This is a genomic window from Pseudomonas furukawaii (assembly GCF_002355475.1).
Taxonomy (GTDB): domain Bacteria; phylum Pseudomonadota; class Gammaproteobacteria; order Pseudomonadales; family Pseudomonadaceae; genus Metapseudomonas; species Metapseudomonas furukawaii.
In genome coordinates this window covers 823322-849433 of record NZ_AP014862.1, presented here as the reverse complement: position 1 = coordinate 849433, position 26112 = coordinate 823322, and the positions used below count along the sequence as shown (strand labels likewise).

At 68.4% G+C, this 26112-nt stretch carries 27 protein-coding genes and 1 riboswitch; of the genes, 14 read left to right on the top strand and 13 right to left on the bottom strand.

Features of this window, described 5'->3' with window-relative positions; all coding sequences use genetic code 11:
* Positions 1–53: 53 nt before the first annotated feature.
* The gene (gene yedA / locus KF707C_RS03965; protein ID WP_004420275.1) at positions 54–974 is read right to left on the bottom strand and encodes a drug/metabolite exporter YedA; all 921 of its coding nucleotides are present in this window, start codon (positions 972–974) and stop codon (positions 54–56) included.
* A gap of 156 nt (positions 975–1130) precedes the next feature.
* On the opposite strand from yedA, the gene KF707C_RS03960 reads away from it, so the two are divergent.
* Complete coding sequence (locus tag KF707C_RS03960) at positions 1131–1607, top strand: Lrp/AsnC family transcriptional regulator (protein WP_004420276.1); 477 nt, start codon at positions 1131–1133, stop codon at positions 1605–1607.
* A 65-nt stretch (positions 1608–1672) separates the two neighbouring features.
* Here KF707C_RS03960 and KF707C_RS03955 read toward each other — a convergent pair whose 3' ends face one another.
* Positions 1673–2284: a 3'-5' exonuclease gene (locus KF707C_RS03955; protein ID WP_004420279.1), complete on the bottom strand. Its 612-nt coding sequence runs from the start codon at positions 2282–2284 to the stop codon at positions 1673–1675.
* A 23-nt stretch (positions 2285–2307) separates the two neighbouring features.
* Positions 2308–2787, bottom strand: a complete 480-nt coding sequence (locus tag KF707C_RS03950; protein WP_004420280.1) for a LabA-like NYN domain-containing protein — start codon at positions 2785–2787, stop codon at positions 2308–2310.
* A gap of 285 nt (positions 2788–3072) precedes the next feature.
* On the opposite strand from KF707C_RS03950, the gene KF707C_RS03945 reads away from it, so the two are divergent.
* The 3 genes from KF707C_RS03945 (at position 3073) to KF707C_RS03935 (ending at position 5121) form a co-directional block, all read left to right on the top strand.
* The gene (locus tag KF707C_RS03945; protein ID WP_004420281.1) at positions 3073–3933 is read left to right on the top strand and encodes a substrate-binding periplasmic protein; all 861 of its coding nucleotides are present in this window, start codon (positions 3073–3075) and stop codon (positions 3931–3933) included.
* A 10-nt stretch (positions 3934–3943) separates the two neighbouring features.
* Positions 3944–4609: a YciC family protein gene (locus KF707C_RS03940; protein ID WP_004420282.1), complete on the top strand. Its 666-nt coding sequence runs from the start codon at positions 3944–3946 to the stop codon at positions 4607–4609.
* A 74-nt stretch (positions 4610–4683) separates the two neighbouring features.
* A complete protein-coding gene (locus tag KF707C_RS03935; protein ID WP_004420283.1) occupies positions 4684–5121 on the top strand; it encodes a VOC family protein in 438 nt (145 codons plus the stop codon).
* On the opposite strand, the gene KF707C_RS03930 is transcribed toward KF707C_RS03935, so the two are convergent.
* Complete coding sequence (locus KF707C_RS03930) at positions 5115–5918, bottom strand: substrate-binding periplasmic protein (protein WP_004420284.1); 804 nt, start codon at positions 5916–5918, stop codon at positions 5115–5117. The two genes, KF707C_RS03935 and KF707C_RS03930, sit on opposite strands and share 7 nt — an antisense overlap.
* A 12-nt stretch (positions 5919–5930) precedes the next feature.
* Complete coding sequence (locus KF707C_RS29620; protein WP_036991282.1) at positions 5931–6179, bottom strand: CDGSH iron-sulfur domain-containing protein; 249 nt, start codon at positions 6177–6179, stop codon at positions 5931–5933.
* 88 nt (positions 6180–6267) lie between these two features.
* Between KF707C_RS29620 and KF707C_RS03920 the strand changes: the two genes are divergently transcribed.
* Positions 6268–7353, top strand: a complete 1086-nt coding sequence (locus KF707C_RS03920; RefSeq protein WP_004420286.1) for an endonuclease/exonuclease/phosphatase family protein — start codon at positions 6268–6270, stop codon at positions 7351–7353.
* A 75-nt stretch (positions 7354–7428) separates the two neighbouring features.
* Here the strand turns inward: KF707C_RS03920 and hrpB are convergent, their stop codons facing one another.
* Positions 7429–9951, bottom strand: coding sequence for an ATP-dependent helicase HrpB (gene hrpB, locus KF707C_RS03915; RefSeq protein WP_004420287.1), 2523 nt, complete (start codon positions 9949–9951; stop codon positions 7429–7431).
* Positions 9952–10126: 175 nt separating this feature from the next.
* Here hrpB and KF707C_RS03910 point away from each other — a divergent pair, with 175 nt between their 5' ends.
* The 4 genes from KF707C_RS03910 to KF707C_RS03895 all read left to right on the top strand — a co-directional run bounded on the left by KF707C_RS03910 (position 10127) and on the right by KF707C_RS03895 (position 12638).
* Positions 10127–10546, top strand: coding sequence for a hypothetical protein (locus KF707C_RS03910; protein ID WP_004420288.1), 420 nt, complete (start codon positions 10127–10129; stop codon positions 10544–10546).
* Between the two features lies 1 nt (position 10547).
* The gene (locus tag KF707C_RS03905) at positions 10548–11438 is read left to right on the top strand and encodes a cation diffusion facilitator family transporter (RefSeq protein ID WP_004420289.1); all 891 of its coding nucleotides are present in this window, start codon (positions 10548–10550) and stop codon (positions 11436–11438) included.
* A 344-nt stretch (positions 11439–11782) separates the two neighbouring features.
* Positions 11783–12262, top strand: coding sequence for an Lrp/AsnC family transcriptional regulator (locus KF707C_RS03900; RefSeq protein ID WP_004420290.1), 480 nt, complete (start codon positions 11783–11785; stop codon positions 12260–12262).
* A 172-nt stretch (positions 12263–12434) separates the two neighbouring features.
* A complete protein-coding gene (locus KF707C_RS03895; protein ID WP_004420291.1) occupies positions 12435–12638 on the top strand; it encodes a DUF2788 domain-containing protein in 204 nt (67 codons plus the stop codon).
* Between the two features lie 23 nt (positions 12639–12661).
* Here the strand turns inward: KF707C_RS03895 and KF707C_RS03890 are convergent, their stop codons facing one another.
* Positions 12662–13291 carry a pseudouridine synthase gene (locus KF707C_RS03890; RefSeq protein WP_081608029.1) on the bottom strand — a complete coding sequence of 210 codons (630 nt, stop codon included), beginning with the start codon at positions 13289–13291 and terminating at the stop codon, positions 12662–12664.
* A 78-nt stretch (positions 13292–13369) separates the two neighbouring features.
* Here KF707C_RS03890 and KF707C_RS03885 point away from each other — a divergent pair, with 78 nt between their 5' ends.
* Positions 13370–14437 carry an MBL fold metallo-hydrolase gene (locus KF707C_RS03885; RefSeq protein WP_004420295.1) on the top strand — a complete coding sequence of 356 codons (1068 nt, stop codon included), beginning with the start codon at positions 13370–13372 and terminating at the stop codon, positions 14435–14437.
* A gap of 19 nt (positions 14438–14456) precedes the next feature.
* Here the strand turns inward: KF707C_RS03885 and amn are convergent, their stop codons facing one another.
* From amn to KF707C_RS03860, 5 genes are all read right to left on the bottom strand, one after another.
* Positions 14457–15932 carry an AMP nucleosidase gene (gene amn / locus KF707C_RS03880; protein WP_004420296.1) on the bottom strand — a complete coding sequence of 492 codons (1476 nt, stop codon included), beginning with the start codon at positions 15930–15932 and terminating at the stop codon, positions 14457–14459.
* A gap of 118 nt (positions 15933–16050) precedes the next feature.
* The gene (locus tag KF707C_RS03875; RefSeq protein ID WP_004420298.1) at positions 16051–16731 is read right to left on the bottom strand and encodes an energy-coupling factor ABC transporter permease; all 681 of its coding nucleotides are present in this window, start codon (positions 16729–16731) and stop codon (positions 16051–16053) included.
* A 48-nt stretch (positions 16732–16779) separates the two neighbouring features.
* Positions 16780–16980, bottom strand: a riboswitch (cobalamin riboswitch).
* 53 nt (positions 16981–17033) lie between these two features.
* On the bottom strand, positions 17034–18683 hold the full coding sequence (locus KF707C_RS03870) for an acyl-CoA dehydrogenase family protein (protein WP_004420301.1): 1650 nt from the start codon (positions 18681–18683) through the stop codon (positions 17034–17036).
* Position 18684: 1 nt separating this feature from the next.
* Positions 18685–19332 carry a TetR/AcrR family transcriptional regulator gene (locus KF707C_RS03865; protein WP_004420302.1) on the bottom strand — a complete coding sequence of 216 codons (648 nt, stop codon included), beginning with the start codon at positions 19330–19332 and terminating at the stop codon, positions 18685–18687.
* A gap of 118 nt (positions 19333–19450) precedes the next feature.
* Positions 19451–21847 carry a hybrid sensor histidine kinase/response regulator gene (locus tag KF707C_RS03860; protein WP_004420305.1) on the bottom strand — a complete coding sequence of 799 codons (2397 nt, stop codon included), beginning with the start codon at positions 21845–21847 and terminating at the stop codon, positions 19451–19453.
* Between the two features lie 252 nt (positions 21848–22099).
* On the opposite strand from KF707C_RS03860, the gene KF707C_RS03855 reads away from it, so the two are divergent.
* The 4 genes from KF707C_RS03855 (at position 22100) to KF707C_RS03840 (ending at position 25616) form a co-directional block, all read left to right on the top strand.
* The gene (locus KF707C_RS03855; protein WP_036991295.1) at positions 22100–22897 is read left to right on the top strand and encodes a hydroxymethylpyrimidine/phosphomethylpyrimidine kinase; all 798 of its coding nucleotides are present in this window, start codon (positions 22100–22102) and stop codon (positions 22895–22897) included.
* Positions 22894–23523 (top strand): thiamine phosphate synthase, encoded by a 630-nt coding sequence (gene thiE / locus KF707C_RS03850; RefSeq protein WP_004420309.1) that lies wholly within the window; start codon positions 22894–22896, stop codon positions 23521–23523. Before KF707C_RS03855 ends, thiE begins: the two co-directional genes overlap by 4 nt.
* Before the next feature lie 30 nt (positions 23524–23553).
* Positions 23554–24840 carry a glutamate-1-semialdehyde 2,1-aminomutase gene (gene hemL / locus KF707C_RS03845; RefSeq protein ID WP_004420311.1) on the top strand — a complete coding sequence of 429 codons (1287 nt, stop codon included), beginning with the start codon at positions 23554–23556 and terminating at the stop codon, positions 24838–24840.
* 227 nt (positions 24841–25067) lie between these two features.
* Positions 25068–25616, top strand: a complete 549-nt coding sequence (locus KF707C_RS03840; RefSeq protein WP_004420312.1) for a tetratricopeptide repeat protein — start codon at positions 25068–25070, stop codon at positions 25614–25616.
* A gap of 64 nt (positions 25617–25680) precedes the next feature.
* On the opposite strand, the gene KF707C_RS03835 is transcribed toward KF707C_RS03840, so the two are convergent.
* Positions 25681–26010 carry a DUF1820 family protein gene (locus KF707C_RS03835; RefSeq protein WP_004420314.1) on the bottom strand — a complete coding sequence of 110 codons (330 nt, stop codon included), beginning with the start codon at positions 26008–26010 and terminating at the stop codon, positions 25681–25683.
* Between the last annotated feature and the right edge of the window lie 102 nt (positions 26011–26112).

The following is a 26112-nucleotide window of genomic DNA, read 5'->3' as shown; positions in this document are numbered from 1 at the left end:
GCCGTCAAAGGGGAAAAGCCGCGATTCTAGCAGGCTGGCCGCCCCCTTCGGGATCAGCCGGTCTGCTCCCGCAGCCCGTCGGCCTTGCGCTCGGCCTGCTGCTGGCGCCACTGGGGCAGGCCGATCAGCACCACCGCACTGATGATCACCAGCATGGCCAGCCCCTCTTCCAGGCCGATGGTCTCGCCCGCGAAGCCGATGCCCAGGAGCACGGCCACCACCGGGTTGACGTAGGCATAGCTGGTTGCGGCCGCCGGGCGCACCTGCTTCAGCAGGTAGAGGTAGGCGCTGAAGGCGATGATGGAGCCGAACACCACCAGATAGGCCAGCGCGCCCCAGCCCGCTAGGGTCGGCGCCGCCACCAGGCGCTCGCCGGACAGCAGGCTGCCGGCCAGCAGGGCGACACCGCCGGCCAGCATCTCCGCGGCGCTGGCCATGGGGCCGCTCGGCAGGGTGAGGTTCTTGCTCCACATGGAGCCGAAGGACCAGGCCGCCGCTGCGAAGAGGATCAGCGCCGCGCCCATGGGGCTGGCCTGGAGGTTGGAGCCGAGGTTGAGCAGGCCGATGCCCACCAGCCCGAGGACGATGCCCGCCCATTCCAGGCGCGTGGTGCGCTGGCCCCAGATCAGGCCGAATAGCAGGGCGAACAGGGGCACCGTGGCCACCGCCAGGGCGGCGACGCCGGACGCGACGCCCAGGTCCTCGGCCAGGGTCACGCCACCATTGCCGCAACTGAGCAGCAGAAACCCGACCGCCGCCGCCGACTTCCACTCCTGCCAGCTGGGATTGGGCACGCCGCGCCAGCGCAGGAAGCCGTACATCAGGGCGCCGGCGACGACGAAGCGGATGCCCGCCATCAGCAACGGCGGCCAGGACTCGACGCCGATGCGAATGGCCAGGTAGGTGGAGCCCCAGATCAGGTAGAGGGCGAGGAAAGCCCCGATGAGCAACAGGGGAGCGCGACGGGCAGGCATGATGGAAAACTCGAGGCAGGCGGAAGTAAGGGCCTATTCTATGTAAGGCACTACGGACGAAATAAGGCAGGAATCCTGCTTGATGCCCTTCCAAACCTTGCAAACAATCTATTTGGCTGACGTTTTCCTTTGATTCAACAGATACCGGAGGTCCCTGTGGACAAGTACGACCGCCTGCTGCTCGCGGCCCTGATGGAAAACGGCCGCGCGTCCTTCGCCGACCTGGCCCGGCGCATCAACCTGTCGCCGCCGGCCGTGGCCGACCGCGTCGCCAAACTGGAGGCCGCCGGGATCATCACCGGCTATCACGCCAGCGTCGACCTGGCGCGGGTGGGCCTGCCCATCGAATGCGTGATCGAACTGCGCATCACCGACCGCGACTACAAGCGCACCCAGGAAGCCCTGGAGAAGATCCCCCAGCTCACGCTCTGCCACCGTGTCACCGGCGACGCCTGCCTGCTGATCAAGGCCGCCGTGGCCTCGATGCCGGAGCTGCAGGACCTGATCGACCAGATCGGCCAGTTCGGCGCCACCAAGACCTCGCTGATCCTCTCGACGCCCTTCGAGCAGCGCATCCCCGCGGTGCTGCAGGAGCGCGGCAAGGTGGAGCCGCTGCGGACGGTGAAGGGCTAGGCGCCCTGCGCTGGCTCCGAAATCATGGGTGAAAGGATCCGCCACCGCACCGCTGCCAGCCACCTTCAGCCCGCGCAATGACGCCGCAGGGCCTCGGGAATCTTCGCCGCCGGGACCTTCTGCAGGCTGCAGAACAACCGGTGGGTGATGTCGTTGACGCCGTGCCGCTGGCGCAGGCGCTCCGCCAGGTGCAGCGTGAGGTTGGCCGCCATCTCGGCATCGGCCAGGGCGCGGTGGGCCTTGCCGGTGTCCGGCAACCGCGCCCAGCTGTTTAGGGTGCCCAGCTTGTGGTTCGGCGCCTCCGGCAACAGTCGCCGGGCCAGCAGCAACGAGCAGGCGAAGGCCTGGCGTCGGGTGCGGCCGATGCGCGCCAGCTCGAAGTCCCAGAACTTCTGGTCGAAGGCGGCGTTGTGGGCCATCAGCGGCAGGTCGCCGATGAAGTCCGCCGCTTCCGCCATCACCCGTTCCACGGGCGGCGCCTCACGCAGCATGGCGTTGGTGATGCCGGTGAGCCCCTGGACGAAGGGCGGCACCGGCACGCCGGCGTTCATCAGGCTCTGGTAACGGTCGAAGATGCGCCCACCTTCCAGGATCACCACGCCGATTTCGGTGGCGCGGCAGTGGCTGCCCGGCGTGATGCCGGTGGTTTCGAAGTCGATGACGGCGATGGGGTCCACGGGGAATTCCAGGTCAGGAGAAGTCAGTTGCGCAGCAGCAGCGCACCCTCGATGGGCTGGTAGCGGCTGGCGACACGGATGAGGGACTGGGCGGTGAGGCCGGGCACGCCGTAGACCAGGGTCTCGACGCCATGGGCCTTGGCCACGCGCTCCAGCAACAGGTCGAAGTCACCGTCGCCGGAGGCCAGCACCACGCAGTCGACCCGGGGCGCGGCATCCAGCACATCGATGGTGATACCCACGTCCCAGTCGCCCTTGGCCGAACCATCGCTGCGCTGGATGAAGGGTTTGAGCTTCACGTTGAAACCGAGGTTGCGCAGGATCTGCTGGAACTGCTGCTGGCGCGGATCGCCACGGTCGATGGCGTAGGCGTTGGCCTCGACGATCTGGCCCTCGGCCGCGATGCCCTGCCAGAAGGCGCCATAGTTGAAATGGCAGCCGTGGGCATGGCGAACGGTGTAGTAGAGGTTCTGCACGTCGGCGAATACGGCGATTTTCTTCAACGCGGCTCCTCGCGAATCGGCGGGCGACGGCCCGCCACGGGTAGATGGCGGCCAGTATGCCAGTCTCGGAATCAGGAAAGTGGATCGGCACCGGAAGAACTCGACGCCTGGCCGGCGCCCCGAGGCCGGCGGGTCTATAGTTTCCAGCATCCCCGCTACCGTGAAGAACGGGGACGACGCCGAGACCCACCGCGAGGGTCTGTTGCAGGGAGCAGGGCGTCCGCCATGGCAGGCGGCGCCGTTTTGCAGTCACTCCGGCACAGGCCCTGCCCGAGGCGAACCGCAATGCGCGCTCATGGATGCTGCCTGCTTGCCCTGCTCCTGCTCTCCCCCTTCGGCCAGACGGAACCCCGCCTGGTGTTCAGCGCCTTCCCCGACAAGGGGCTACCGTCTTTCCGGATCTGCGAACGCATCCTTGCGGAAGCCTACAGCCAGCTCGGCATCCCCATCGAAACCCGTGCAGCGCCCGCCGCGCGAGCTCTCCAGGATGCCGAGCGCGGACTGAACGACGGCGAACTCTGCCGCAGCAGCCTGATCGCCGAACAACCCAACGACCTGTTGCAGGTCCGCCCGGCACTCTTCGTTTCCTACGCCGTGGCCTTCGCCAATCGCCCGCTGCCGGTGCAGGGCTGGTCGAGCCTCAAGCCCTACCGGGTGGGTTTCGAACGGGGCAAGGGCGCCCTCGAGATGCGCCTCGCCGGGGTACGCCAGTCGCCGTCCAACGGCGTGGAGAACGGTCTGCTCAAGCTGGCGGGCGGACGGGTGGACGTGCATGTGGAGGACTATTACTCCGGCATGCGCATCCTCCGCCAGCGGGGCCTGGCGGGCATCCGGCCGCTGCACCCGGCGCTGGAACGCTTCGCCATGCACCACTACCTGAACCCCCGCCATCGCCACCTGGTGCCCCGCCTCGAGGCGGTGCTGCGACGCATGGAACGCGACGGCCGCCTGCACCAGATCGAGGAGCAGGTGCTGCGGGAAGCCGGGCTGGACGATCTCTCGCCGCCCCGGGCCGCTGGCGTGTCGTCGCCTCCGCCCGTCCCGACCGTCGAGCCGGGCGCCGCGCTGCCATTCAGCCTGAACCTCCCTTTGGAGACCGCCCCGGCTTGGGCTAAAGTGCCCAAGACCGACTGCCGCAAGATGTGAACGCCCGACAATGAATCCCTTCGAGCTGCTGCGCGCCTCCTGGTACTTCTTCTCCCGCCACTTCGGCGAAATCGCCCTGCTCTGCCTGCCCGTCATCCTGGCGGAGGCCATCGCCCAGCAGGGGCTGGTCAACTGGCTGGGCCCGACCCAGTCCCAGGGCGCGTCCATGGTCCTCAGCATGCTGTTCTATCCGCTCTACGTGGGCGCGCTGGTGATCTTCGTCGACGACCGCAGCCACCGCATGCGCCACAAGCCGAAGCAGATCATCGCCCTGACGCTGATGCGCTGGCCGGCCTTCGCGCTGCTGGCGGCCATCAGCACCCTGCTGATCATGGTGGGCGTCTGGATGCTGGTCCTCCCGGGCCTCTACGTGATGATCAAGGTGGCCTTCGCCGAGTACCTGCTGGTGCTGGAAGGCCGCTCCCCCCTGGATGCCATCCGTGACAGCTTCGCCCTGACCAGCGGTCACTTCTGGACCATCCTCGCCACCATCCTGCTGATCATGGGACCGATCTGGATCGTGGACTGGTTCGCCTACCGCGAGCTGGACACCAACCCGGACCCGGTGGGCACCGTGATTCTGGAAACGCTCAACAGCCTCTTCCAGCTGTTCGTCACCGTCGCCCTGTTCCGCATGTACAGCCTGCTTCGGGAGGAGCAGGCGGCCGAAACCTGACTGAAAGGCGTTCTGACACGAGCGTGCCGGGAGAGCTGCTAGTCTTTCCCGGAATCTCGTGAAGGAGCTCGAGCATGGCCGACAATCCCAGCATCCTGTCCCACATCTCCCTGGGCACCAACGACTTCGAGCGCGCCGTGGCGTTCTATGAGCACGTGCTGCCCACCCTGGGCTGCAAGCGCATCATGGCGCACCCCGGCGCCGTGGCCTTCGGTCGCGAATACCCGGAGTTCTGGATCCAGGCCCCCATCGACGGACGCCCGGCGACAACGGGGAACGGTACCCACGTCGGCTTCTTCGCCCCCAGCCGGGACGCGGTGCTGGCGTTCTACGAAGCCGCGCTGGATGCCGGCGGCACCTCGGACGGGGAGCCGGGACCGCGGGTGGAGTACGGCGAGCCCTACTACGGCTGCTTCATCCGTGACCTGGACGGCCACAAGATCGAAGCCACCTTCTGGGACCTGGCCCTGGACCCGGGCTACGAGATCTTCGTCGACCCCGGGGCTCACTGAGCGCCGGCGCTGTAGCGCTGCGCGGCCTTCAGCACCCAGCCCTCATCGAGCATCTGCCCGAGCGCCTGGGCGATGGCGTCGCGCTGGGGCGCCAGCACCCGCTGGCGCGAGAAGCCGACGAAGAGTTCGGTGCGGGCCGGTGGCCGGTAGGCCAGCTTGACGATGCGCCCCGCCAGCTTCGGGTTGCGCAGCAGCTCATAGTCCACCTGGCAATCGGTGCCGATCACCAACTGCAACCGCTTGCGCTGCAACATCTCCAGCAGTTGCCCCTCACCGCTGACACCGACCTTGCGCAAGGCCGGGTCGGAATCGAATGGCTCGAAGTACGCCGAACCCAGCACGAAGCCGATGTCGTAACCCGCCAGCTGCCCATAGCCGGTCACCCTGGGCGCCACGTCCGGCCGGATGTAGAAGCGCGGTGCGCAGGAAAAGTAGGGGCGCTCCAGGTAATCGATGTATCGCTCCCGCTCGGGGGTTCTGGCCAGTCCGGTCATGAGGTCGGCGGAGCCGCGCTCCAGGGCGGCCAGCCCACGGCTCCAGGGCGCCCGCCGCACATCGAAGCGCAGCCCGGTGCGGCGCTCCAGTTCCGCCAGCAGGTCCATGTCGAGGCCCTGCAGCCGACCGCCATCACCGGCGATGCGGAAGGGAGGCCAGTAGTCCGTCATCACCTTGAGCGGCGCCGGCTGCTGGGCGGACGCAAGGCCCGCCAGCATCCAGGCGCCCAGCAGGCCGGCGAGGCGGCGGCCGGCACGGGCGGTGGGATCGGAAACTGACCAGAGGACTGCACCGCGCGGCATGCCGGCTCCCGATCATTCAGGCAGTTGATGGTGAGTGCCATCGCAGCAGGGCGGCGAATGGCTGTGCTTGCAGCCGCAGAGATACAGGGTCTCGCTGGCTTGTGCATGAAACTTGAGGGGCGTCATTCCGGTGCCCTTGTGGGAGCCATCGCAGAAAGGCTGCTGCCGGCTGAACCCGCACCGGCACCAGAAATAATCGCGTCCGGCCACCACGTCCACCTCGTAGGGGCCCCGCTGGGCCACATGCGGCTCGTTGTCCACGGCATTCCTCCCGGGCGCATGCGACCTTGGGCCATGGCGGTCGCTCGGGTATGCTCGCCCTCTTCCAGCATAGTCCCCGCCCTTGCCGATGCCCCGAGTCCTGCGTTTCGCCCTGCTCAGCCTGTCGGTCCTCGCCGTCGGCCTCATCGCCCTGATCTATGCCCTGACCTGGCATCCGGCCGCCCGTGAGCCCGCGCCGCTGGCCTGCCAGGCCGAAGCGCCGCAGCTGCAGCCGGGCCAGGCGCTCAAGGTGATGACCTGGAACCTGCAGTACCTGGCCGGCAAGCGCTACGTCTTCCGTGACGACCTGCCAGACGGTGAGGGACGCGACGAGCGTCCGACGGCGGACGACCTGGCCTACAGCCTCGACGAGGTGGTGCGGGTGATCCGCGAAGAGCAGCCGGACATCGTCAACCTCCAGGAGCTGCACGACGGCGCCCGCGCCACCGACTACCAGGACCAGCTGGCGCTGCTGCAGGAGCGCCTGGCCGACCTCTATCCCTGCGCCAGCCAGGCCTTCTACTGGAAGGCCGCCTTCGTCCCCGACCCGCAGGTACTCGGCAGCGTGGGCCTCAAGCTGGCCACCCTGAGCCGCTTCGGCATCCAGAGCGCCGAGCGCCTGCAACTGCCCCAGGGCGCCAGCGACCCGGTCAGCCGCCAGTTCGACAAGAAGCGGGCGTTGCTGGTGAGCTACCTGCCCATTCGCGGTGGCGGCCGACTGGCGGTGATCAACACCCATCTGGATACCCTGGCCGACGCGCCGGAGATCCTCCGGCGCCAGGTCGCCATGACCCACGGCCTGCTGGACCAGTTGCAGCGCGAGAACCTGCCCTGGGTGCTGGCCGGGGACTTCAGCCAGTTGCCCCCCGGCCAGTACGACGGCCTGGCGCAGCACCAGCGACAGCGTTTCGCACGGGACAGCGAGCTGAAGGCACTGTGGGACCGCTTTCCGATGATTCCCAGCCTGGAGGAGGCCAGCGGCGACCAGCGCGCCCAATGGTTCACCCACTTCCCCAACGACCCGAGGGCGAAGGGGCCGGACCGCACCCTCGACTACGTATTCCACAGCCCGAGCCTGACCCGCATCGAGGCGAAGGTGCGCCAGGGCGACACCCTGCGCATCTCCGACCACCTGCCGCTGACGGCACGCTTCTTCCTGCCGTCGACCCCTTGAGCCCCGGCCGAACGCAGGATGCGCCCTGCCGGCACCGCCAGCCCGGGCACTCCCCCCTTGCAGGCAGGACCGGCCCTACTTCCTCGGCTTGGCCCGCGCCGTGGGCTCGGCCACCAGGGGGTCATCCGGCCAGTAGTGCTTGGGGTAGCGCCCTTTCAGATCCTTCTTCACCTCGGCGTAGGTGTTGCGCCAGAAGCTGGCCAGGTCCTGGGTGACCTGCACCGGTCGCTGGGCCGGGGACAGCAGGTGCAGCTTGACCCCTTGCCGGCCGCCGGCGATGCGCGGGGTGTCCGCCAGGCCGAAGAGCTCCTGCAGGCGCACCGCCAGCACCGGCATTTCCTCGCTGTAGTCCAGGCGGATGCGTGACCCGGACGGCACTTCCAGGGTGCGCGGCGCCAGTTCGTCGAGCCTCTGTGACAGCGGCCAGGGCAGCAGCCCCTGGAGAATGCCGGCCAGGTCGAGGTTGGCGAAATGGCTGAGGCGGCTGACCTTGCCCAGCCAGGGCAGCAGCCAGTCTTCCAGGTTGGCTAGGAGGGCGGCATCGGACAGGTCCGGCCACTCGCTCTCGCCCTTGGCGGCGATGTCCAGGCGGCGCAGCAAGGCCACCCGCGCCTGCCACTGGCGCAACTCGGGCGTCCAGGGCAGCAGCTCCAGCCCCTTGCGCCGCACCAGCCCCAGCAGTGCCCGGGCGCGCGCCTCCTCGTCCAGGCCGTTCAGCGCTTCCCGCGCCAGCACCAGTTCACCCACCTTCAATTGACGCTCGGCGCGCAACACGCCTTCGCGCTCGTCCCAGTCCAGCAGGTCCTGGCGGCTCACCTGCTCGGCCAGGGGTCCCTCGAACAGGGCCGGGTCCAGGTCGGCGGCCAGGTAGATGCGTTCCTCGCGCTGGCCCTGGCGGCTGCCCAGGTCGGCGATCACCAGCCAGGAGGCCTTCATCAGCGCATCGGGCTCGCCGAAGGTGGCGGCGCGACCGTTGGCCAGGCGGTAGTCGGCCCCCCCGGCGCGACGCTGCTGGGCGATGCGGTCCGGGTAGGCGAAGGCCAGCAGGCAGCCGAGCCAGCGAGGATGGTCGGGATCGGCCACCGGCTCACTGGCAGGGCCCTTCAGGTAGGCGCGGAATTGCCGCGCCAACTGCCGGGCGCGCTGCACGCCACCCCGGGCGCCACGCACGGCCTTGTCTTCGCCGGCCAGCAGGGCCAGCCGGCTGTGCAGGTCGGCCCCGGCACCGCGCAGGATGTCGCGCTCCCCCAGCAGCGCCGCCAGGTCGCACGCCAGGGCACCCAGCCCCAGCGCCTGGCCCCGCAACAGCAGGTGGGCGATGCGCGGGTGGGCCGGTAGTTCGGCCATGGCCTGGCCGTGGCGCGTGAGGCTGCCATCCTCGGCCAGGGCGCCGAGGCGCCGCAGCAGGTCGCGGGCCTGGCCATAGGCGGCGCTGGGCGGCGGATCGAGCCAGGCCAGTTCGCTGGGGTCGTTCACCCCCCAGCGGGCCAGTTGCAGGGCCAGGCCGGCCAGGTCGGCCTGGAGGATTTCGGCGCTGCCATGGGCGGCCAGTTGCTCATGCTGGGATTCGGACCAGAGCCGGTAGCAGGCGCCGGGCTGCAGGCGACCGGCGCGCCCCGCGCGCTGGGTGGCGGAGGCCCGGGAGATGCGCTGGGTGTCCAGGCGGGTCATGCCGCTGGCCGGGTCGAAGCGCGGCGTGCGCTCAAGGCCGGCGTCCACCACCACGCGGACACCGTCGATGGTCAGGCTGGTTTCGGCGATGTTGGTGGCCAGCACCACCTTGCGCTTGCCGGTCGGCGCCGGCTCGATGGCCGCGCGCTGGGCGGACAGGTCCAGGTCACCGTGGAGCGGGCAGAGGAGCACGTCGGCTCGCCCTTCCAGGCGCTCGCCCAGTTGCTCGGCCACCCGGCGGATCTCGGCCTGCCCGGGGAGGAACACCAGGAGGCTGCCGGGCTCGTCCGCCAGGGCCTGGAGCACCGTCTGCACCACCCGGGGCTCCAGGGCCTCGCCGGGCTGGACGGTCCGTCCCCAACGGGTTTCCACCGGGAACATGCGGCCTTCGCTGCGCACCACCGGCGCCTCCCCCAGCAGGCGCGAAAGACGCTCGCCCTCCAGGGTGGCGGACATCAGCAGCACCTTCAGCGGCGGTTCGTCACGCAGCAGGGCGCGGCCGTTGAGGGTCAGCGCCAGGGCCAGGTCCGCGTCCAGGCTCCTTTCGTGGAACTCGTCGAAGATGACCAGCCCCACGCCTTCCAGGGCGGGATCGTCCTGCAGGCGCCGGGCGAGGATGCCCTCGGTCACCACTTCGATGCGGGTGCGCGGACCGACCTTCGACTCCAGGCGAATGCGGTAGCCGACGGTTTCGCCCACCCGTTCGCCGAGCTCCGAGGCCAGTCGCTCAGCCGCCGCGCGGGCGGCCAGGCGGCGCGGCTCCAGCATGAGGATGCCCTGGCCGGCGAGCCAGGGCTCGTCCAGCAGGGCCAGGGGGACGCGCGTGGTCTTGCCGGCGCCCGGAGGCGCCTCCAGCACGGCTTCGTGGCGGGATCGGAGGGCGGCCCGCAACTCGGGCAGGACGGCATCTATGGGTAACGGGTTCATGGACACTCCAGGCAGGCGCAAAAGTATAACGGCGAACCGCTGGTTCCTTGCCCGGGTCTCAAGACTTGTAGGAAAAGTCACCGGACACCGGCACTTTTCATGGGTTGCCCCCCTTGGCGGGCAGTCCTGCAACAAAGGGCTTGATATAGTTGCGATCTTTCATCAGGAGATGCTTATGCGCACTGCTTCTCGCGTGATCGGCGCCGCACTGGCCGCCACCCTCGTCACCCAGCTGACCGCTTGCGGCACCCTTTTCTTCCCGGACCGTCGCGGCCAGATCGAAGGCAAGATCGACCCCCTGGTCGCTGGCTTGAACGCCATCGGCATCCTCTTCTATGTGATCCCCGGCCTGGTCGCCTTCGCCGTCGACTTCGCCACCGGGGCCATCTACCTGCCCGAAGGCCAGACCGCCCAGGTGTCCCCGGAGACACTCCGGGACGCCATCGGGGCCGACGGCAAGGTGGACAACGCCCGGCTGAAAGCCATCATCGAGCGCGAAACCGGCCGCGACCTGCCTCTGGATGACCCGCGCCTGCAGCAGCACAGCGGCAACCCGCAGCAACTGGCCGCCTTCGGCCTGACCCCGGCGGCCTGACGTGCCGACAGCGCCGGCGGGGCACGCGCGCCTGCTGCGCCTGGCCACGCGTGCTTCGCTGGCGGTGGCCATCACCCTGGTGCTGGCCAAGGGCGTGGCCTGGGCCATGAGCGGCTCGGTGAGCCTGCTGGCCGGCCTGACCGATTCGCTGCTGGACAGCGTGGCTTCCCTGCTCAATCTGCTGGCGGTGCGCTACGCGTTGAAACCGGCGGATGACGACCATCGCTACGGCCATGGCAAGGCGGAAGCCCTGGCGGGCCTGGCCCAGTCACTGTTCATCGGCGTCAGCGCGGTACTGGTGGCGACCCAGGCCTACGAACGGCTGAGGAACCCGCACCCGCTGGAGGCGGAGGCCCTGGGCATCGGCGTGATGCTCTTTTCCCTGGTGCTGACCACGGCACTGCTGATGGTGCAGCGCCATGTGATCCGCGCCACCGGTTCCACCGCCATCCGCGCCGACGCCCTGCACTACCGGTCGGACCTGCTGCTCAACGGCGGCATCCTGGTGGCCCTGGTACTGACGGGCCTGGGCTGGCAGCAGGCCGACAGCCTGTTCGGCCTGGGCATCGCGGCCTACATCCTCTGGAGCGCCATCAGCATCGCCCGGGAATCGGTATCGGTGCTGATGGACGAGGAGCTGTCGACGGACATCACCGACGACATGCACCGCCTCGCCTGCTCGATTCCAGGCGTGCTGGGCGCCCATGACCTGCGCACGCGCGTCTCGGGCAGCCACTGGTATGTGCAACTGCACCTGGAGCTGCCCGGTGAACTGCCCCTGTCGCATGCCCATGCCCTCTGCGAACAGGCCGCCGCCGCCATCACCGCCCATTACCCCAAGGCCGAGGTGCTGGTGCATGCCGACCCCACCGAGGTGGTCCGGCACGCCTGAGCGTCCCGTTCCCGCTGTTTCCGCGCAAAGAAAAAGGGGGCCCAATCCATTGGGCCCCCTCGGGGGAATTCGTCCGGTGCAGGCAATCGTATCGCCGCTTTCTTCGCCCGCCTGATTGGGCGGTGCGGACCCGGGTGCCTGCTCGAACCGGTGGGTTCGGCGGCGCCGACGCACCTGATTGGGCGGGTCGGGTGGACATCTGTCCGGGCCGTGAAACTGAGGAGAATCTTACGGCGAGACCCGCGACCAATGATTGCTAAGATTGCTCATTTACTCATCACTTGCGCAATAAATCACTAATCAGTCACCATTTACGGCAATCAATCCAAGAGCAGGGCGACACCATGGATAAACTCGATCGCTACGACCTGAAAATCCTCGCCGAACTGCAGCGCGATGCGCGCATCTCCAACCAGGAGCTGGCCGAGCGCATCGGCTTGTCCCCTTCGCCATGCTCCCGGCGGGTCAAGCATCTGGAGGATGAGGGCTACATCGTCCGCCAGGTCGCCCTGCTGGACCGCAAGAAGCTGGGCCTGAGCCTGACCGCCTATGTGCTGATCGGCATGGATCGCCACACCCCGGAACGCTTCGAGCATTTCCAGGAAGTCATCCGCCAGTGCCCGGAAGTGCTGGAGTGCAGCCTGGTCACCGGGATGGAGGCGGACTACCAGTTGAAGGTGGTGGTGCCCGACATGGACCACTACCAGCAGTTCCTGCTGGGCCAGCTGACGCGGATCGAGGGCGTCACCAGCGTTCGCTCCAGCTTCGTGCTCAACCAGGTGCTGAGCAGCACCGAGCTGCCCCTGGGCCACCTGCGGAGCTGAACGGCCCTCGCGCGGGACGAGGCTTGGCGTATAATCGCCGCGCTTTGCTGTACCCCCGCGTGGCCCTGCCCCTCACGAGCCTTTCGGCTCACGGAACCTCCAGCGCACCGCCCGCCTGTCGCCCGGCCCATGACCGGGCGGGTGCAGCCTCTATCAGCCCACGAGGTATGCGATGAGCCCGGAGAAGTTCGAAGAGTTGATGATGACGGCGATGATCGCCGTACTGGTGGCCTTCATGGCCTTCATCGTCTGGGACCTGGCAAAGAAGTCCAAGGCGGGTCGCTTCGGCACCATGATCCTGTTCCTCGCCCTGGGCCTGGGCGTGCTGGGCTTCGTGATCAAGACGCTGGTGATCGGCAGCCTCGAAGGCATCTGAGCCCTCCAGGCTTGGCCCCCGGATCAGAGCGTCGCGGGGACCTCCCGATACTCACCTAGCCCCAGCCCATCGAGGTTCCAGGGGCCGATCCTGACGCGCACCAGGCGCAGTGTGGGCAGCCCCACGGCGGCGGTCATGCGCCGCACCTGGCGGTTGCGTCCCTCACGGATCACCAGCTCCAGCCAGGCGGTCGGCACGGTCTTGCGAAAGCGCACCGGCGGGTCGCGCTCCCAGAGCCGGGGCTCCTCCAGACGTCGCGCCTCGGCCGGTAGCGTCGGCCCGTCGTTGAGCTCCACGCCGTCGCGCAGGCGTTGCAACTGCTCATCGGTGGGCTCGCCTTCCACCTGTACCCAGTAGGTCTTGGGCAGCTTGTGCTTCGGGTCGGCGATGCGCGCCTGCAGGCGACCGTCGTTGGTCAGCAGCAGCAGGCCTTCGCTGTCCCGGTCCAGCCGTCCGGCGGGGTAGACGCCGGGAATGTCGATGTAGTCCTTGAGGGTCGCGCGGCCCTCGCCGTCACTGAACTGGGTCAGCACGTCGAAGGGCTTGTTGAACAGCACCAGGCGCGGCTCCACGGGCGGCGCCTTGGGCACGCGGCGGGGGGCCGCGCCGGGCCTGCGGGACGGGGAACGGGCGGGACGCGGGGGACGGGACATGCCTGGATACGGGTTGGGGATCGCGAAACGGGACGGGCATGCTAGGTTGACTCCGATCCTGCCGCAAGAGAGAACGCCATGCCGCGTGCCCTGCGCCCCACCTGGCTGATCAGCCTGAAAACCCTCGCCGGCCTCCACCGTGCGCCCTACCAGGGGCCGACCACGGCCCACTTCGACGGCCGCCGTTTCCACAACCTGGAGCCCAAGCCCCACAAGGACCTGCGCGACTTCCTGCGCTGGCAGTTCAGCCGCGAGACCCAGGCCGACTGGATCGACCAGCCCGGCCCGGAGGCGCCGCCCGATGTGCCGGAGCGCGTGGAGGGGGACGAGCTGCGGGTCACCTACATCAATCACGCCACCCTGCTGTTGCAGCATCGTGGGCTGAACGTGCTGACCGATCCGGTCTGGTCGGAGCGGGTCAGCCCCTTGAGCTTCCTCGGGCCCCGGCGCCACCATCCCCCCGGCCTGGATCTCGACCAGTTGCCCCCCATCGACCTGATCCTGGTCAGCCACAACCACTACGACCACCTGGACCTCTACAGCCTGCGGGCCCTGGCCGAGCGCTTCCCGCTGGCCCGGGTGGTCACCGGCCTGGGCAACGGGCCATTGATCCGCGAAACCGGCTTCACCCGGGTGCTGGAGATGGACTGGTGGCAAGCCCTGGAACTGCCGGGCGGGCTGACCCTGAACGCGGTGCCGGTCCAGCACTGGTCGGCGCGTATCCGCAGCGACACCAACGAGACCCTGTGGATGGGCTTCGTCATCCAGTCCCCGGACGGTCCTTTCCTGTTCCCCGGCGATACCGGCCTGGGGCCGGAGTTCCGCCTGATCCGCGAACGCTTCGGGCCCATGCGCTTCGCCGCCCTGCCCATCGGCGCCTACGCGCCGCGCTGGTTCATGCGCGACAACCACATGAACCCGGACGATGCGGTTCAGGCCCACCGCCAACTGGACTGCCGCAGCAGCCTGGCGATCCACTTCGGCACCTTCAACCTCACCGACGAAGGCCAGTTCGCCCCGCCCCGGGACCTGGCCCGCGCCCTGGCCGACCACCAGGTGGACCCGGAGGTTTTCCGGGTGCCGACGCCTGGCTTCCAGTGGCAGGTTCCGCCGCTGGACACCGAAGTGGCGCGCACCGCCGACTGAGCGGGGCGCACCACCGGACTCAACGGAACGGCGGCTCGTCGAAGCTGCGCAGCTTGCGGGAATGCAGCGAGTGGAGCTGGGCACGCAGCAGGTCGAGGGCGGCGATGCCGATGCGCAGGTGCTGGCTCACCGCCCGCTGGTAGAAGGCGCTGGCCGAGCCCGGCAACTTGATCTCGCTGTGCAGGGGCTTGTCGGACACGCACAGCAAGGTGCCGTAGGGCACCCGCAGGCGATAGCCCTGGGCGGCGATGGTGCCGCTCTCCATGTCCACCGCCACCGCCCGGGACAGGTTGATCAGCGGCCGCTCCTGGGCCCAGCGCAGCTCCCAGTTGCGGTCGTCGTAGGTCAGCACGGTGCCGGTGCGCAGGCGGCGCTTGAGGTCTTCGCCCCGCTCACCGGTCACCAGGGCGGCGGCTTCCTGCAGGGCCTGCTGGACCTCCGCCAGGGCCGGCAGCGGGATGTTCGGCGGCAGCACCCGGTCGAGGATGCCGTCACGGCGCATGTAGGCATGGGCCAGCACGTAGTCGCCGATGGTCTGCGACTGCCGCAGGCCGCCGCAGTGACCGATCATCAGCCAGCAATGGGGGCGCAGCACCGCCAGGTGGTCGGTGATGTTCTTCGCGTTGGACGGGCCGACGCCGATGTTCACCAGGGTGACGCCATGGCCATCGGCGGCCTGCAGGTGGTAAGCCGGCATCTGGTAACGGTGCCAGACCACGCCGTCGATGATCGCCTGCATCTCGCCTTCGTCCATGCCCCGCTCCACCACCACGTTGCCCGGCAGCACCATGCGCAGGAAGCGCGGGTCCTCGCGCAACTGGTCAAGGCCGTGGCGAATGAACTGGTCGACGTAGCGATGGTAGTTGGTCAGCAGGATCCAGGGTTGCACATGGCGCCAGTCGCTGCCGGTGTAGTGCACCAGGCGGCGCAGCGAGAAATCCACCCGCGCGGCGTCGAACAGGGCCAGGGGCATCAGGTCGACGTTGTCCCAGTCGTGCAGGCCGTCGGCCACGCCGTCGCTGGCGGCGGAGAGATCGGTGCTGGGAAAGACCCGCGCCAGCTCGGCGGCGGTCACCCCGGAGCCGGCCAGCTCGTCGCCCTGCTCCACCACATAGGGATAGGGAATGTTCTGCTGGCTGACGCCGACTTCCACGGTGACGGTGTAATCCGCCATCAGCGGCGACAGCTGGTCCAGCAGATAGCCCCGGAATGACGCGGGCTGGGTGACGGTGACGCTGTAGGTGCCGGGCACCTGGACCTTGGCGTAGGCCCGCACGGTGCTGGGGACCTCGCCCTGGCAGTGGTAGGTGACCCGTAGCTCGGGATAGCGGAACAGCGCCCGCTCGGCGGCGCTGGGCAGGGTCCGTTCCTTGATATAGCGCTTGAGGGCCTGGCTGAGGGACTGGGTGGCGTGCTGGTAGAGGGCGGCGAGGCGGTCGACGGCCTCCTCGGCGGTGGCGGCAACGACGAATTCGCTGAACGATGGACTGCTCACGGTCTGCTTCCTGGCAGGGGACTCGGCCCTATCTTGCGCCATGCAAACGCGGCGCGACCAGCCTGGAAGGCGACGAAAAACGCGAAGTGCCCGGCGGCCTGGCCGCCGGGCGGAATCGTCAGGCCGGCTGGTGCAGGCGGACGTTGAACAGCGGGCCCTGGCTGTAGCGGGTCAGGGACTTGGCGGCGGCCAGCACGCCGAGGTCGATCAGCGGTTCCACCAGCACCACGCTCATGTAGGCGAGGCCGAAGCTGCCCACGGACGCCAGGTTCTCGGCGCTGAAGCCGTGGCCGTAGAAGGCCCAGAAGGCGACCCAGGCGACGATGCCGCCCTGGTAGGCGGTGGACAGCGCCAGGGCCTGCTTGTAGGAGGTGTCCACATAGGCGGTACGCGCGGGAATGATGCGCCTGGCCAGTTCATGGATGCCCCAGAGCGGCACCAGCAGGGTGGTCACGTTCATGCCGTACTGCGGCAGGTCGAAGGGCGCGAAGAACAGGCCCTGGATCAACAGGCCGGCGGCCAGGCCGATGGCGGTGGCGCCGGCGCCGAACATCAGCAGCAGGGTGGAGCCGAGGATCAGGTGAACCTCCGAGACGCCCACCGGATGGTGCGGCAGGACCTCGAAGAAACCGAACACCAGGGCGGTGGTGAGCAGGCTGCGCAGCGCCAGGGCGGCGACGCCGCCGTTCTCGCGCACCGCGTCACGGGCGAGTTTCGCCGTCAGGCCGAGACCGGCCACGGCAGTTGCATAGCTGAGGAAGAGCTTGGCGCCTTCGACGACGCCGGGTTCGATGTGCATATCGGTTCCTTTCCGCGCCCACCGCGCGGTGACCTGATGAGTTGGGGGCTGGGCCCGGTGACGATGGCAGGTCTCCTGGCTCGCGGCTTGGTACTTCGCCCGCCTTCCCGGCCGGCTGGCCAGTGGCATGTTGGGCATCGTGCGCCGCTTACAGTTGCGGGGGCAGCCAGGGAATCGGCCCTTGCGAGGCCTCACCCTGTTCCCTTTTCACCGACCTCGGGGGTCGGAACCATCGGCGGCAACATTAACGTCGCGGCTGCACAAAGAACAGCGGAATCGCCCGGGAACCAGCCGGCATGGACTCAAACCAGGTGCGGCGTGCTGCGGGCCAGCAGCGCCTCGACATCGACTCCCCGTGGCAGGGTGCCGTAGACGCGGCCGTGCCCCTCCAGCCGGCTGGCGATGAAGACATCGGATACCGTGGCGTTTCCGGCCTCCAGCAGCAGCTTGGCCTGCAGCGCCACGGCCACGTCCTCGGTCAGTTGGCGGGCGCGGTACTGGATGTCGCCGGTGTCGGCGAAGCCCTGCTTCAGCTTGCCGATGAAGCCCGCCAGGCGCGCATCGCCGTGGCCGTCGCCGAGTTCGGCGAACAGCGCGTCGAGTACGCCGGGCTCCTTGGACAGGGCCCGCAGCACGTCCAGGCACTGCACGTTGCCCGACCCTTCCCAGGTGGAGTTGACCGGGGCTTCGCGGTAGAGGCGTGGCAGGATGCTGTCCTCGACGTAGCCGGCGCCGCCCAGGCACTCGGCGGCCTCGTTGATCATCGCGGGGGCGCGCTTGCAGATCCAGTACTTGCCCACCGCCGTCACCAGGCGGGCGAACCTGTCCTCCTGCTCGTCATGGGCGTTGTCCAGGGCCCGGCCCATGCGCAGGGTCAGGGCCAGGGCGGCCTCGCTTTCCAGCGCGAGGTCGGCCAGGACGTTCTGCATCAGGGGCTGTTCGGCCAGCACGCGGCCGCCGACCTTGCGGTGGGCGCAATGGTGGGCGGCCTGGGTCAGGGCCTGACGCATGAGGGCGCTGGAGCCGATCATGCAGTCGAAGCGGGTCAGCGCGACCATTTCGATGATGGTGGGCACGCCGCGCCCTTCTTCCCCCACCATCCAGGCCAGGGCGCCGCGGTACTCCACTTCGCTGGAGGCATTGGACCAGTTGCCCAGCTTGTTCTTCAGGCGCTGGATGTAGAACTCATTGCGGCGGCCATCCGGGCGGTGCCGGGGCAGGAGGAAGCAGGACAGGCCCTTGTCGGTGTAGGCCAGGGTCAGGAAGGCGTCGCACATGGGGGCCGAGCAGAACCATTTGTGGCCCACCAGTTCATAGGCCTGCCCCGGCCCGGGGATCCCCACCGGATGGGCGCGGGTGGTGTTGGCGCGGACATCGGTGCCGCCCTGCTTCTCGGTCATGGCCATGCCGATGGTCAGGCCGGTCTTCTGCTCCATGGGCAGGTTGCGGGGGTCGTACTCGGTGGAAAGGATCTTCGGCAGCCACTGGTCGGCGACCTCGGGCTGCAGGCGCAGGGCCGGCACGCTGGCGAAGGTCATGGTCAGCGGGCAGCCGCTCCCGGCCTCGGCCTGGCTGTGCAGGTAGCTCATGCCGGCCCGCGCCACGTGGGCGCCCGCGCGGGGGGCGGTCCAGGGCGAGGTGGGGATGCCGTGGGCGATGGCGGCGCCCATGAGCTCGTGGTAGGCCGGGTGGAACTCCACCAGGTCGATGCGATGGCCATAGCGGTCGTGGCTCTTGAACACCGGCTTGTTCTCGTTGGCGAGGAAGCCCGCCACCATCAGGGGCCCACCGGCCAGGGCGCCGTAGGTTTCCAGCCGTTCCTCGGCCCAACCGCCCTGGTAACGGCGCACCCACTCCTGCAAGGGCAGATCGACGCGGTAGAGGTTGGCGCCTTCCAGCGGCGGCACCTGGTTGAAGACTTCATGGGTTTCGGCGGATGCGTGCAGGCTCATTTCAGTTCTCCAGGGCAGGTTGGCCGGCGCCCAGGGCGCGCAGGCAGAAGGTCACGAGGTTGTCGCAGACGCTGTCGAGGTCGTCCGCCCGATGCCCGGCTTCGCGCAAGGCGCGGGCCGGAGGCGACAGCGGTCCCACCAGCGACTCGGCGATGGCACCTACCAGGCAGGCGGCGGTCAGGGGGATGGAGGGCACCTGGAACTCGCCACGGTCGCGTCCCTCTTCAAGCAATCGTTCGAAAAGCTCCGCATAGGCCTCGCGGTAGAGCAGGCGCTGCTCGTCCACTTCGGGGTCCACCGGCTCGGCGATCAGGGCGAAGGCCAGGCGACGGCTGTTCCAGGCCCGCGCCGCGAACTGGCGCAACCCCCGGGCCAGGCGCTCGGCTGCACTGCCATCGCCCCGCAGGACAGTGGCCAGGCTGTCGACTTCCTGCTGGCTGGCACGGGCGAAGACCTCGGCGGCCAGCTCGCCCTTGTTGCCGAAATGGCGGTAGAGGCTGCCGGTGGCGATGCCGGCGTCTTCGGCCAGGGCCTGCATGGTCAGGGCGGCGAATCCCCCGTCCACCACCCGGGCATGGGCGCAGGCGAGGATGCGGTTGCGCAGCGACTGGTCACGGTCGAGCCGTGCGGCGGTGGTGCGGTAGGCCATGGTCTGAATCCCGGTTCACTGTTTTTAGTGAATCAGGATTCAGAGGTTGCAGAAAGCGGGAGAGGTGCCGCGAAGGATGGCATTAATGCCGCCGCGTTCCGGCCTGCGAGAAGGTGCCTCAGCTGAGGGAGCGAACCGCCGCGACGGGGCGGCACAGCAGCCAGTCATGGAGCAGGCTGCGCAGCTCCTCGAACTTCACCGGCTTGGCCAGGTAGTCGCTCATGCCCGCCGCCAGGCAGCGCTCGCGATCGCCGCTGTGGCTGTGGGCGGTGATGGCCAGCACCGGCAGCTCCGCGCAACCGGGCATGGCCCGAAGCGCGCGGCAGGTGGCGAACCCGTCCATCACCGGCATCTGGCAGTCCAGCAGCACGGCGTCCACCGGCTCCCGGCGAATCTGCTCCAGGGCTTCGGCCCCGTTGTCGGCGGTGACGACGCGGTAGCCGAGCTTGAGCAGCATGCCTCGAGTGACCAGCTGGTTGATGGCATTGTCCTCCACCACCAGCACGGTGCACTGATCCGGCCGGCGCACCGGCTGGCCTCCGGGGCGACGCATGGGCACGGCCCGGGCCTGGACGGGAAGCGAGAAGGCCAGGTCGAGGGTGAAGGTGCTGCCATGACCGGGCCTGGACTGATGGGACAGGGCGCCACCGAGCAGGGCCACCAGTTGCTGGCTGAGGGCGAGGCCGATGCCCAGGCCGCCGTACTCACGGGTCATGGAACCGTCCAGCTGGTAGAAGCGCCGGTACAGCAGGCCGTCCGGCGGGGTGACGAAGCCGATGCCGGTGTCACTCACCTGGATGCTCAGGGCCAGGCCGCCGGCCTCCGTCTCCTGGCCGCTGACGCTGAGGCCGACGCGGCCCCGGGGGGTGAACTTGATGGCGTTGTCCAGCAGGTAGCCCAGGGCCTGGGCCAGCTTGCCGGAATCGCCTTCCAGGGTATCCGGCAGCTTGTGGTCGAAGCTGAGCTCGAAGGCCAGCCCCTTCTCCGTCGCCCGGGGTTCGAACTGGGCGCGCAGGCTGTCCAGCATGCCCCGCAGGCTGAAAGGCTCCCGTCGAGGGTAGAGCTTGCCGGCCTGCAGTTCGGTCATGGCGAGGATGTCGTTCACCAGGCGCATCATGTCCCGTGCCGAACCGGATGCCGTGCGCTGGTACTGCTCCAGTTCGTCGTCCAGGGAGAGGGTCTGCATCAGCTCCAGGGAGCCGATCACGCCGTTCATCGGGGTGCGCAGTTCGTGGGTGACGGTGGCGAGGAATTCGTCCTTCAGGCGGTTGCTGTTTGCCAGCTCCTGGTTCAGCGCTTCCAGCTTGCGGCTCGCGTCCTGGAGGATGCGGGCACGCTCCTCCTTCATGGCGTTGATGCGGTCGGCAAGCGCCAGGGACAGCAGTCCGACCTCCAGCGCCGAGCCGATCTGGCTGGCGTACATGGTGAGGAAGATATTGGGCAGGTAGCCGAGCACCATCAGGGTGTTGACGGCGCCCCCCAGCAGGAAGGCGGTCCAGGCGATGATGAAGTAGCGCGCGACGCGCATGCCCCGCAGCCAGGCGAGCACGCCGGCGGAGAAGATCGCCACGGTGAAGATCAGCGCCAGGGAGGTGGCCAGGCGCAGGGCGACGCCGTAACTGGCGGTCAGCGCCAGGACCATGGTCAGCGCACCCACCGCCATCAGCACCAGCAGGGTGCGATCCATCCAGGGACTGTGGTCGGCGGTGTGCAGGAAGCTGCGGGCGAACTGGCAGCCGAACAGCGCCGCCGAGCCGATCAGGAAGGGGGTGGCGGCATTGGCCCACCAGGGGTGGTCCGGCCAGAAGTACTGGATGCCCGCACCGTTCACCGAGATCTGGTAGAGCCCGAACGAGCCGATATAGAGGATGTAGTAGAGGTAACTGGTGTCGCGGACGCTGAGATAGATGAAGAGGTTGTAGACCAGCATCACCAGCAGCACGCCATAGATGATGCCGAGGACGTAGATGCGCTCCGGCTGCTCCTCCAGGTAGGCCTGGGGCGACCAGAGGGTCAGCGGCGCCTGGATGGAGCCTTCGCTCTGCAGGCGCAGGTAGAGGCGCTTCTTCTGGTTGGGTTGCAGGTCGACGTTGAAGAGGTAGCTGTTCTGCTTGATCTGCCGGCTGGAGAAGGGCAAGGCATCGCCGGTGCGCTGGGCGAGCCTGTAGTCGCCCTGGCCATCCGGCAGGTAGAGGTCCAGGTGATCGAGGGGCGGGTAGGCCAGCTCCAGCAACCAGTTCTGCAGGCCGCCCCGCTCGAGCGGGCGATATTCGAGGTCGACCCGCAGCCAGAACACCGAGCGTGAGTAGCCGGCGTTGAGCACGGGCTTGTCGCTGCGGCGGAAGCTGGTCTGCAGGGCCGGGGAGATGATGTCGTCGATGCGGGCGTCGCCGCGCACGTCCTCGAACACGTCCATATGCAGCCCCAACGGCAGGCTGCGGGTCTGCTCGTCGAAGGTCACGGCGCGGGACAGGGTCGCAACCAGGCACAGGAATAGGAGAAGGAGGATACGCATGCCGCCCCGCAATGGCCTCTGGTCGCGTCTGGGAGCCCCTCCTCCTCGATCTGCGCGCCACCTGGGCCAGGTTGTTGGAAATGCAGCCACTCTAGCACAGCCCGGATCGGCGGGAAGCTGCACATTGCCATCATTCACTAACGGCTCTATTCCGGGCCTTTGAGACTGACCGCGGGGGCATGCGCCAGCCCCCCTGAGGCAAACCGCCGCCGGTGCGGTCGGCCAGGATGTTTAGTGGTAAGCTCGCCGACCATGAAAACGACCAACTCTCGCCCCGTAGTGCTCTGCCTCTCCGGCCACGACCCCAGTGGTGGCGCCGGCCTGCAGGCGGATATCGAAGCCCTGATCGCGCAAGGCTGCCACGCCGCACCGGCAGTGACCGCCCTGACCGTGCAGGATACCGTCAACGTTTCCGACTTCCGCGTCCTCGACCGCGAGTGGGTGCTGGCCCAGGCCCATGCGGTGATCGCCGACCTGCCGGTAGCCGCCGTCAAGCTGGGCATGCTCGGGTCGGTGCAGATGGTGGAAACCGTTCTGGAGATCATGCAGTCACTGCCGGGCGTGCCACTGGTCTGCGATCCGGTGTTGCGGGCCGGCGGCGGCGGCGCCCTGGGCAAGGACGAAGTGGGCTTCGCGATCCGCGAGCGCCTGCTGCCGGTGGCCGCCATCGCCACCCCGAACCTGCCGGAAGCCCGCATCCTCGCCGAACTGCCGGACGGCAGTGCCGACGAGTGCGCCGAGAAACTGCTGCCCTTCTGCCGCAACCTGCTGATCACCGGCGGCCACGGGGATGAAAGCGAAGTCCACAACCGTCTCTATACCCGCGAAGGCACGCACCATACCTTCACCTGCCAGCGCCTGCCGGGCAGCTATCACGGCTCGGGCTGCACCCTGGCCAGCGCCCTCGCCGGCCGCCTGGCCCTGGGCGAGGAACTCGCCAGCGCCGTGCGCAGCGCCCTGGACTACACCTGGCGCACCCTGCGCGATGCCGAACAACCCGGCCACGGCCAGTACGTGCCACGCCGCCTGCCGTTGGACTTCTGCTCATGAAACTGCGCGGCCTCTACGCCATCACCGACAGCCAGCTGCTGGCCGGCGGCAAGCTGCTGCCCTATGTGGAAGCGGCCCTCAAGGGCGGCGCCCGACTGCTGCAGTACCGCGACAAGTCCAGTGACGAAGCCCGCCGCCTGCGGGAAGCCGAGGCCCTGCGCGAACTCTGCACCCGCTACGGCGCCCATCTGATCATCAACGACGATGCCGAGCTGGCCGCCCGCCTGGGCGTCGGCCTGCACCTGGGCCAGGGCGACGGCTCCCTCGCCGCCGCCCGTGCGCTGCTCGGCCGCCAGGCGATCATCGGCGGCACCTGCCACGCCAGCCTCGACCTGGCCGACGCCGCCCTCAAGGAAGGCGCCAGCTACATCGCCTTCGGCCGCTTCTACAATTCCCTGACCAAGCCAGGCGCGCCCGCCGCCACCCTCGAGTTGCTGGATCAGGCCCGCCAGCGCTTCCAGGCCCCCATCGTCGCCATCGGCGGCGTGACCCTGGACAACGCCCCCGAGCTGATCGCACGGGGCGCCGGCATGCTGGCGGTGATCCACGCCCTGTTCGGCGCCGAGTCCGCCGACGAGGTGGAACGCCGCGCCCGCGCCTTCAGCGCCCTGTTCGACGCCGCCTGACCCCGAATTCGCTTGAAAGAGAGACCTGCCATGTCCCGTTCCGAACTCCTCTTCGCCAACGCCCAGAAACATATCCCCGGTGGCGTCAACTCACCGGTCCGCGCCTTCAAGAGCGTCGGCGGCACGCCGCTGTTCTTCAAGCACGCGAGCGGCGCCTACGTGACGGACGAGGACGACAAGCGCTACGTGGACTACGTGGGTTCCTGGGGCCCGATGATCCTCGGCCACAGCCACCCGGACGTGCTCGATGCGGTGCGCCGCCAGCTGGAACACGGCCTGTCCTACGGCGCGCCGACGGCCATGGAAACCGAGATGGCCGACCTGGTCTGCTCCCTGGTGCCGTCCATGGAAATGGTGCGCATGGTCAGCTCCGGCACCGAGGCCACCATGAGCGCCATCCGCCTGGCCCGTGGCTTCACCGGTCGCGACAGCATCATCAAGTTCGAAGGCTGCTACCACGGCCACTCCGACAGCCTGCTGGTGAAAGCCGGCTCCGGCGCCCTGACCCAGGGCGTGCCGAGCTCCGCCGGCGTGCCCGCGGCCTTCGCCAGGCACACCCTGACGCTGCCCTTCAACGACATCGACGCGGTGGAGCAGATGCTCGCCGAAGTCGGCCAGGATGTAGCCTGCATCATCGTCGAACCGGTCGCCGGCAACATGAACTGCGTGCCGCCGGCACCCGGCTTCCTCGAAGGCCTGCGCCGGCTATGCGACCAGCACGGCGTGGTGCTGATCTTCGACGAAGTGATGACCGGCTTCCGCGTCGCACTCGGCGGCGCCCAGGCGCACTACGGCGTGACCCCGGACCTGTCCACCTTCGGCAAGATCGTCGGCGGCGGCATGCCCGTGGGCTGCTTCGGCGGCAAGCGCGAGATCATGTCCTGCGTCGCCCCGCTGGGCCCGGTCTACCAGGCCGGGACCCTGTCCGGTAACCCGCTGGCGATGGCCGCCGGCCTGACCACCCTGAAGCTGATCAGCCGCCCGGGCTTCCACGCCGAGCTGACCGACTACACCACGCGCATGCTCGACGGCCTGCAGCAGCGCGCCGATGCCGCCGGCATCCCCTTCGTCACCACCCAGGCGGGCGGCATGTTCGGCCTCTACTTCAGCGGCGCCGACGACATCGTCACCTTCCAGGACGTGATGGCCAGCGATGCCGAACGCTTCAAGCGCTTCTTCCACCTGATGCTGGAAGGTGGCGTATACCTGGCCCCCAGCGCCTTCGAGGCCGGCTTCACCTCCATCGCCCACGGAGACGCGGAACTGGCCATCACCCTGGATGCCGCCGAGCGCGCCTTCGCCCAGCTCAAGGCCTGATCGACATCCGCCTCGCAGACGCCCGGCCAGCCCATCGCTGGCCGGGCGTTTTCGTTTCACCGGCGATACACCGGAGGCGGGTTCCACCCTCGCGATGCGCGCGGCGACGGACGACCCCGGTAAAGACTTTGTAAGATCGCCCCGGCTTATTTCATAATGCGCAGGTCGGCGCGTTTTTCGCCGACCGGGCATGAAGCCCGCATTGCTTCCGAGGCGCTGTGATCCCCATGAACCGCACCGGCCGCAGCCTGATCCTGGGCTGCCTGTTGCTCGCCCTGCCGCTGCTGGCCAACGCCGGCGGCAACTCGCTGCTGATCCCGGCTACCGGCCGCTGCAACCTCAACACCCTGCCGGAAAACCTCTCGGAAGCCCTCTCCGCCTGCCAGCAGGCCGCCAAGGGCGGTGACGCCGAAGCCCAGTACGAACTCGGTGAGTTCTATTACGACGGCAAACGCACGCCACGCGACCTCGCACAGGCCCTGCAATGGTTCGAGCAGGCGTCTCTGCAGGGCCACGCCAACGCACAGTTGCGCCTGGGCAACATGTTCTTCCGGGGCGAGGGCGTCCCCGCCAACAACGTGCAGGCCTATATCGTGCTGAAGATGTCGGCGGTGAACGGCTCGGACGAAGCGATGGACAGCGCCGACCTGGTGGCCGCGCAGATGCGCAGCGACGAACTTGAAATCGCCACCCAGGTGCTGGGGCAGATCTTCCGCAACTACCTGCTGGAATTGCAGGCTTCCGACGGCAGCTCGCCCTTCGCGCCGCTGCCGTAGCGACCAGGCCTTACCGGGAAGTTCAAGCCGGGGGCCGGCGTCGAAGCCTGCCCACCTCGAGCGATCAGCTGTTCTTGTCCGGCAACGGCATGGGGAAAGGCATCACGTTGCCACTGCCCTTGGCTTCGCTGATCTTCGGGGTTCCCAGGCGCTCCACTTCATCGATGCGGATGATGGAGTGCATGGGCAGGAAGCTGCGCACGACGCCTTCGAACTGGGCCTTGAGCTTCTCCTCGCTGGGATCGACCACCACCTGGGTGCGCTCACCGAAGACGAATTCCTCCACTTCGAGGAATCCCCACAGATCGCTCTGGAAGATCTGCTTGGCATACATCTCGTACACCTGTCCCTGGTTGAGGAAGATCACCTTGTAGATGGGGTCGGGCTTGCTCATGGCGATTGAGGGCGGATCACGCGGAATTTCGGGGGGCACGGATCATAGCACAGCCACCAGGCGGCCGGCGCTAGGAACGACGGAACGGCGCGACTATAATGC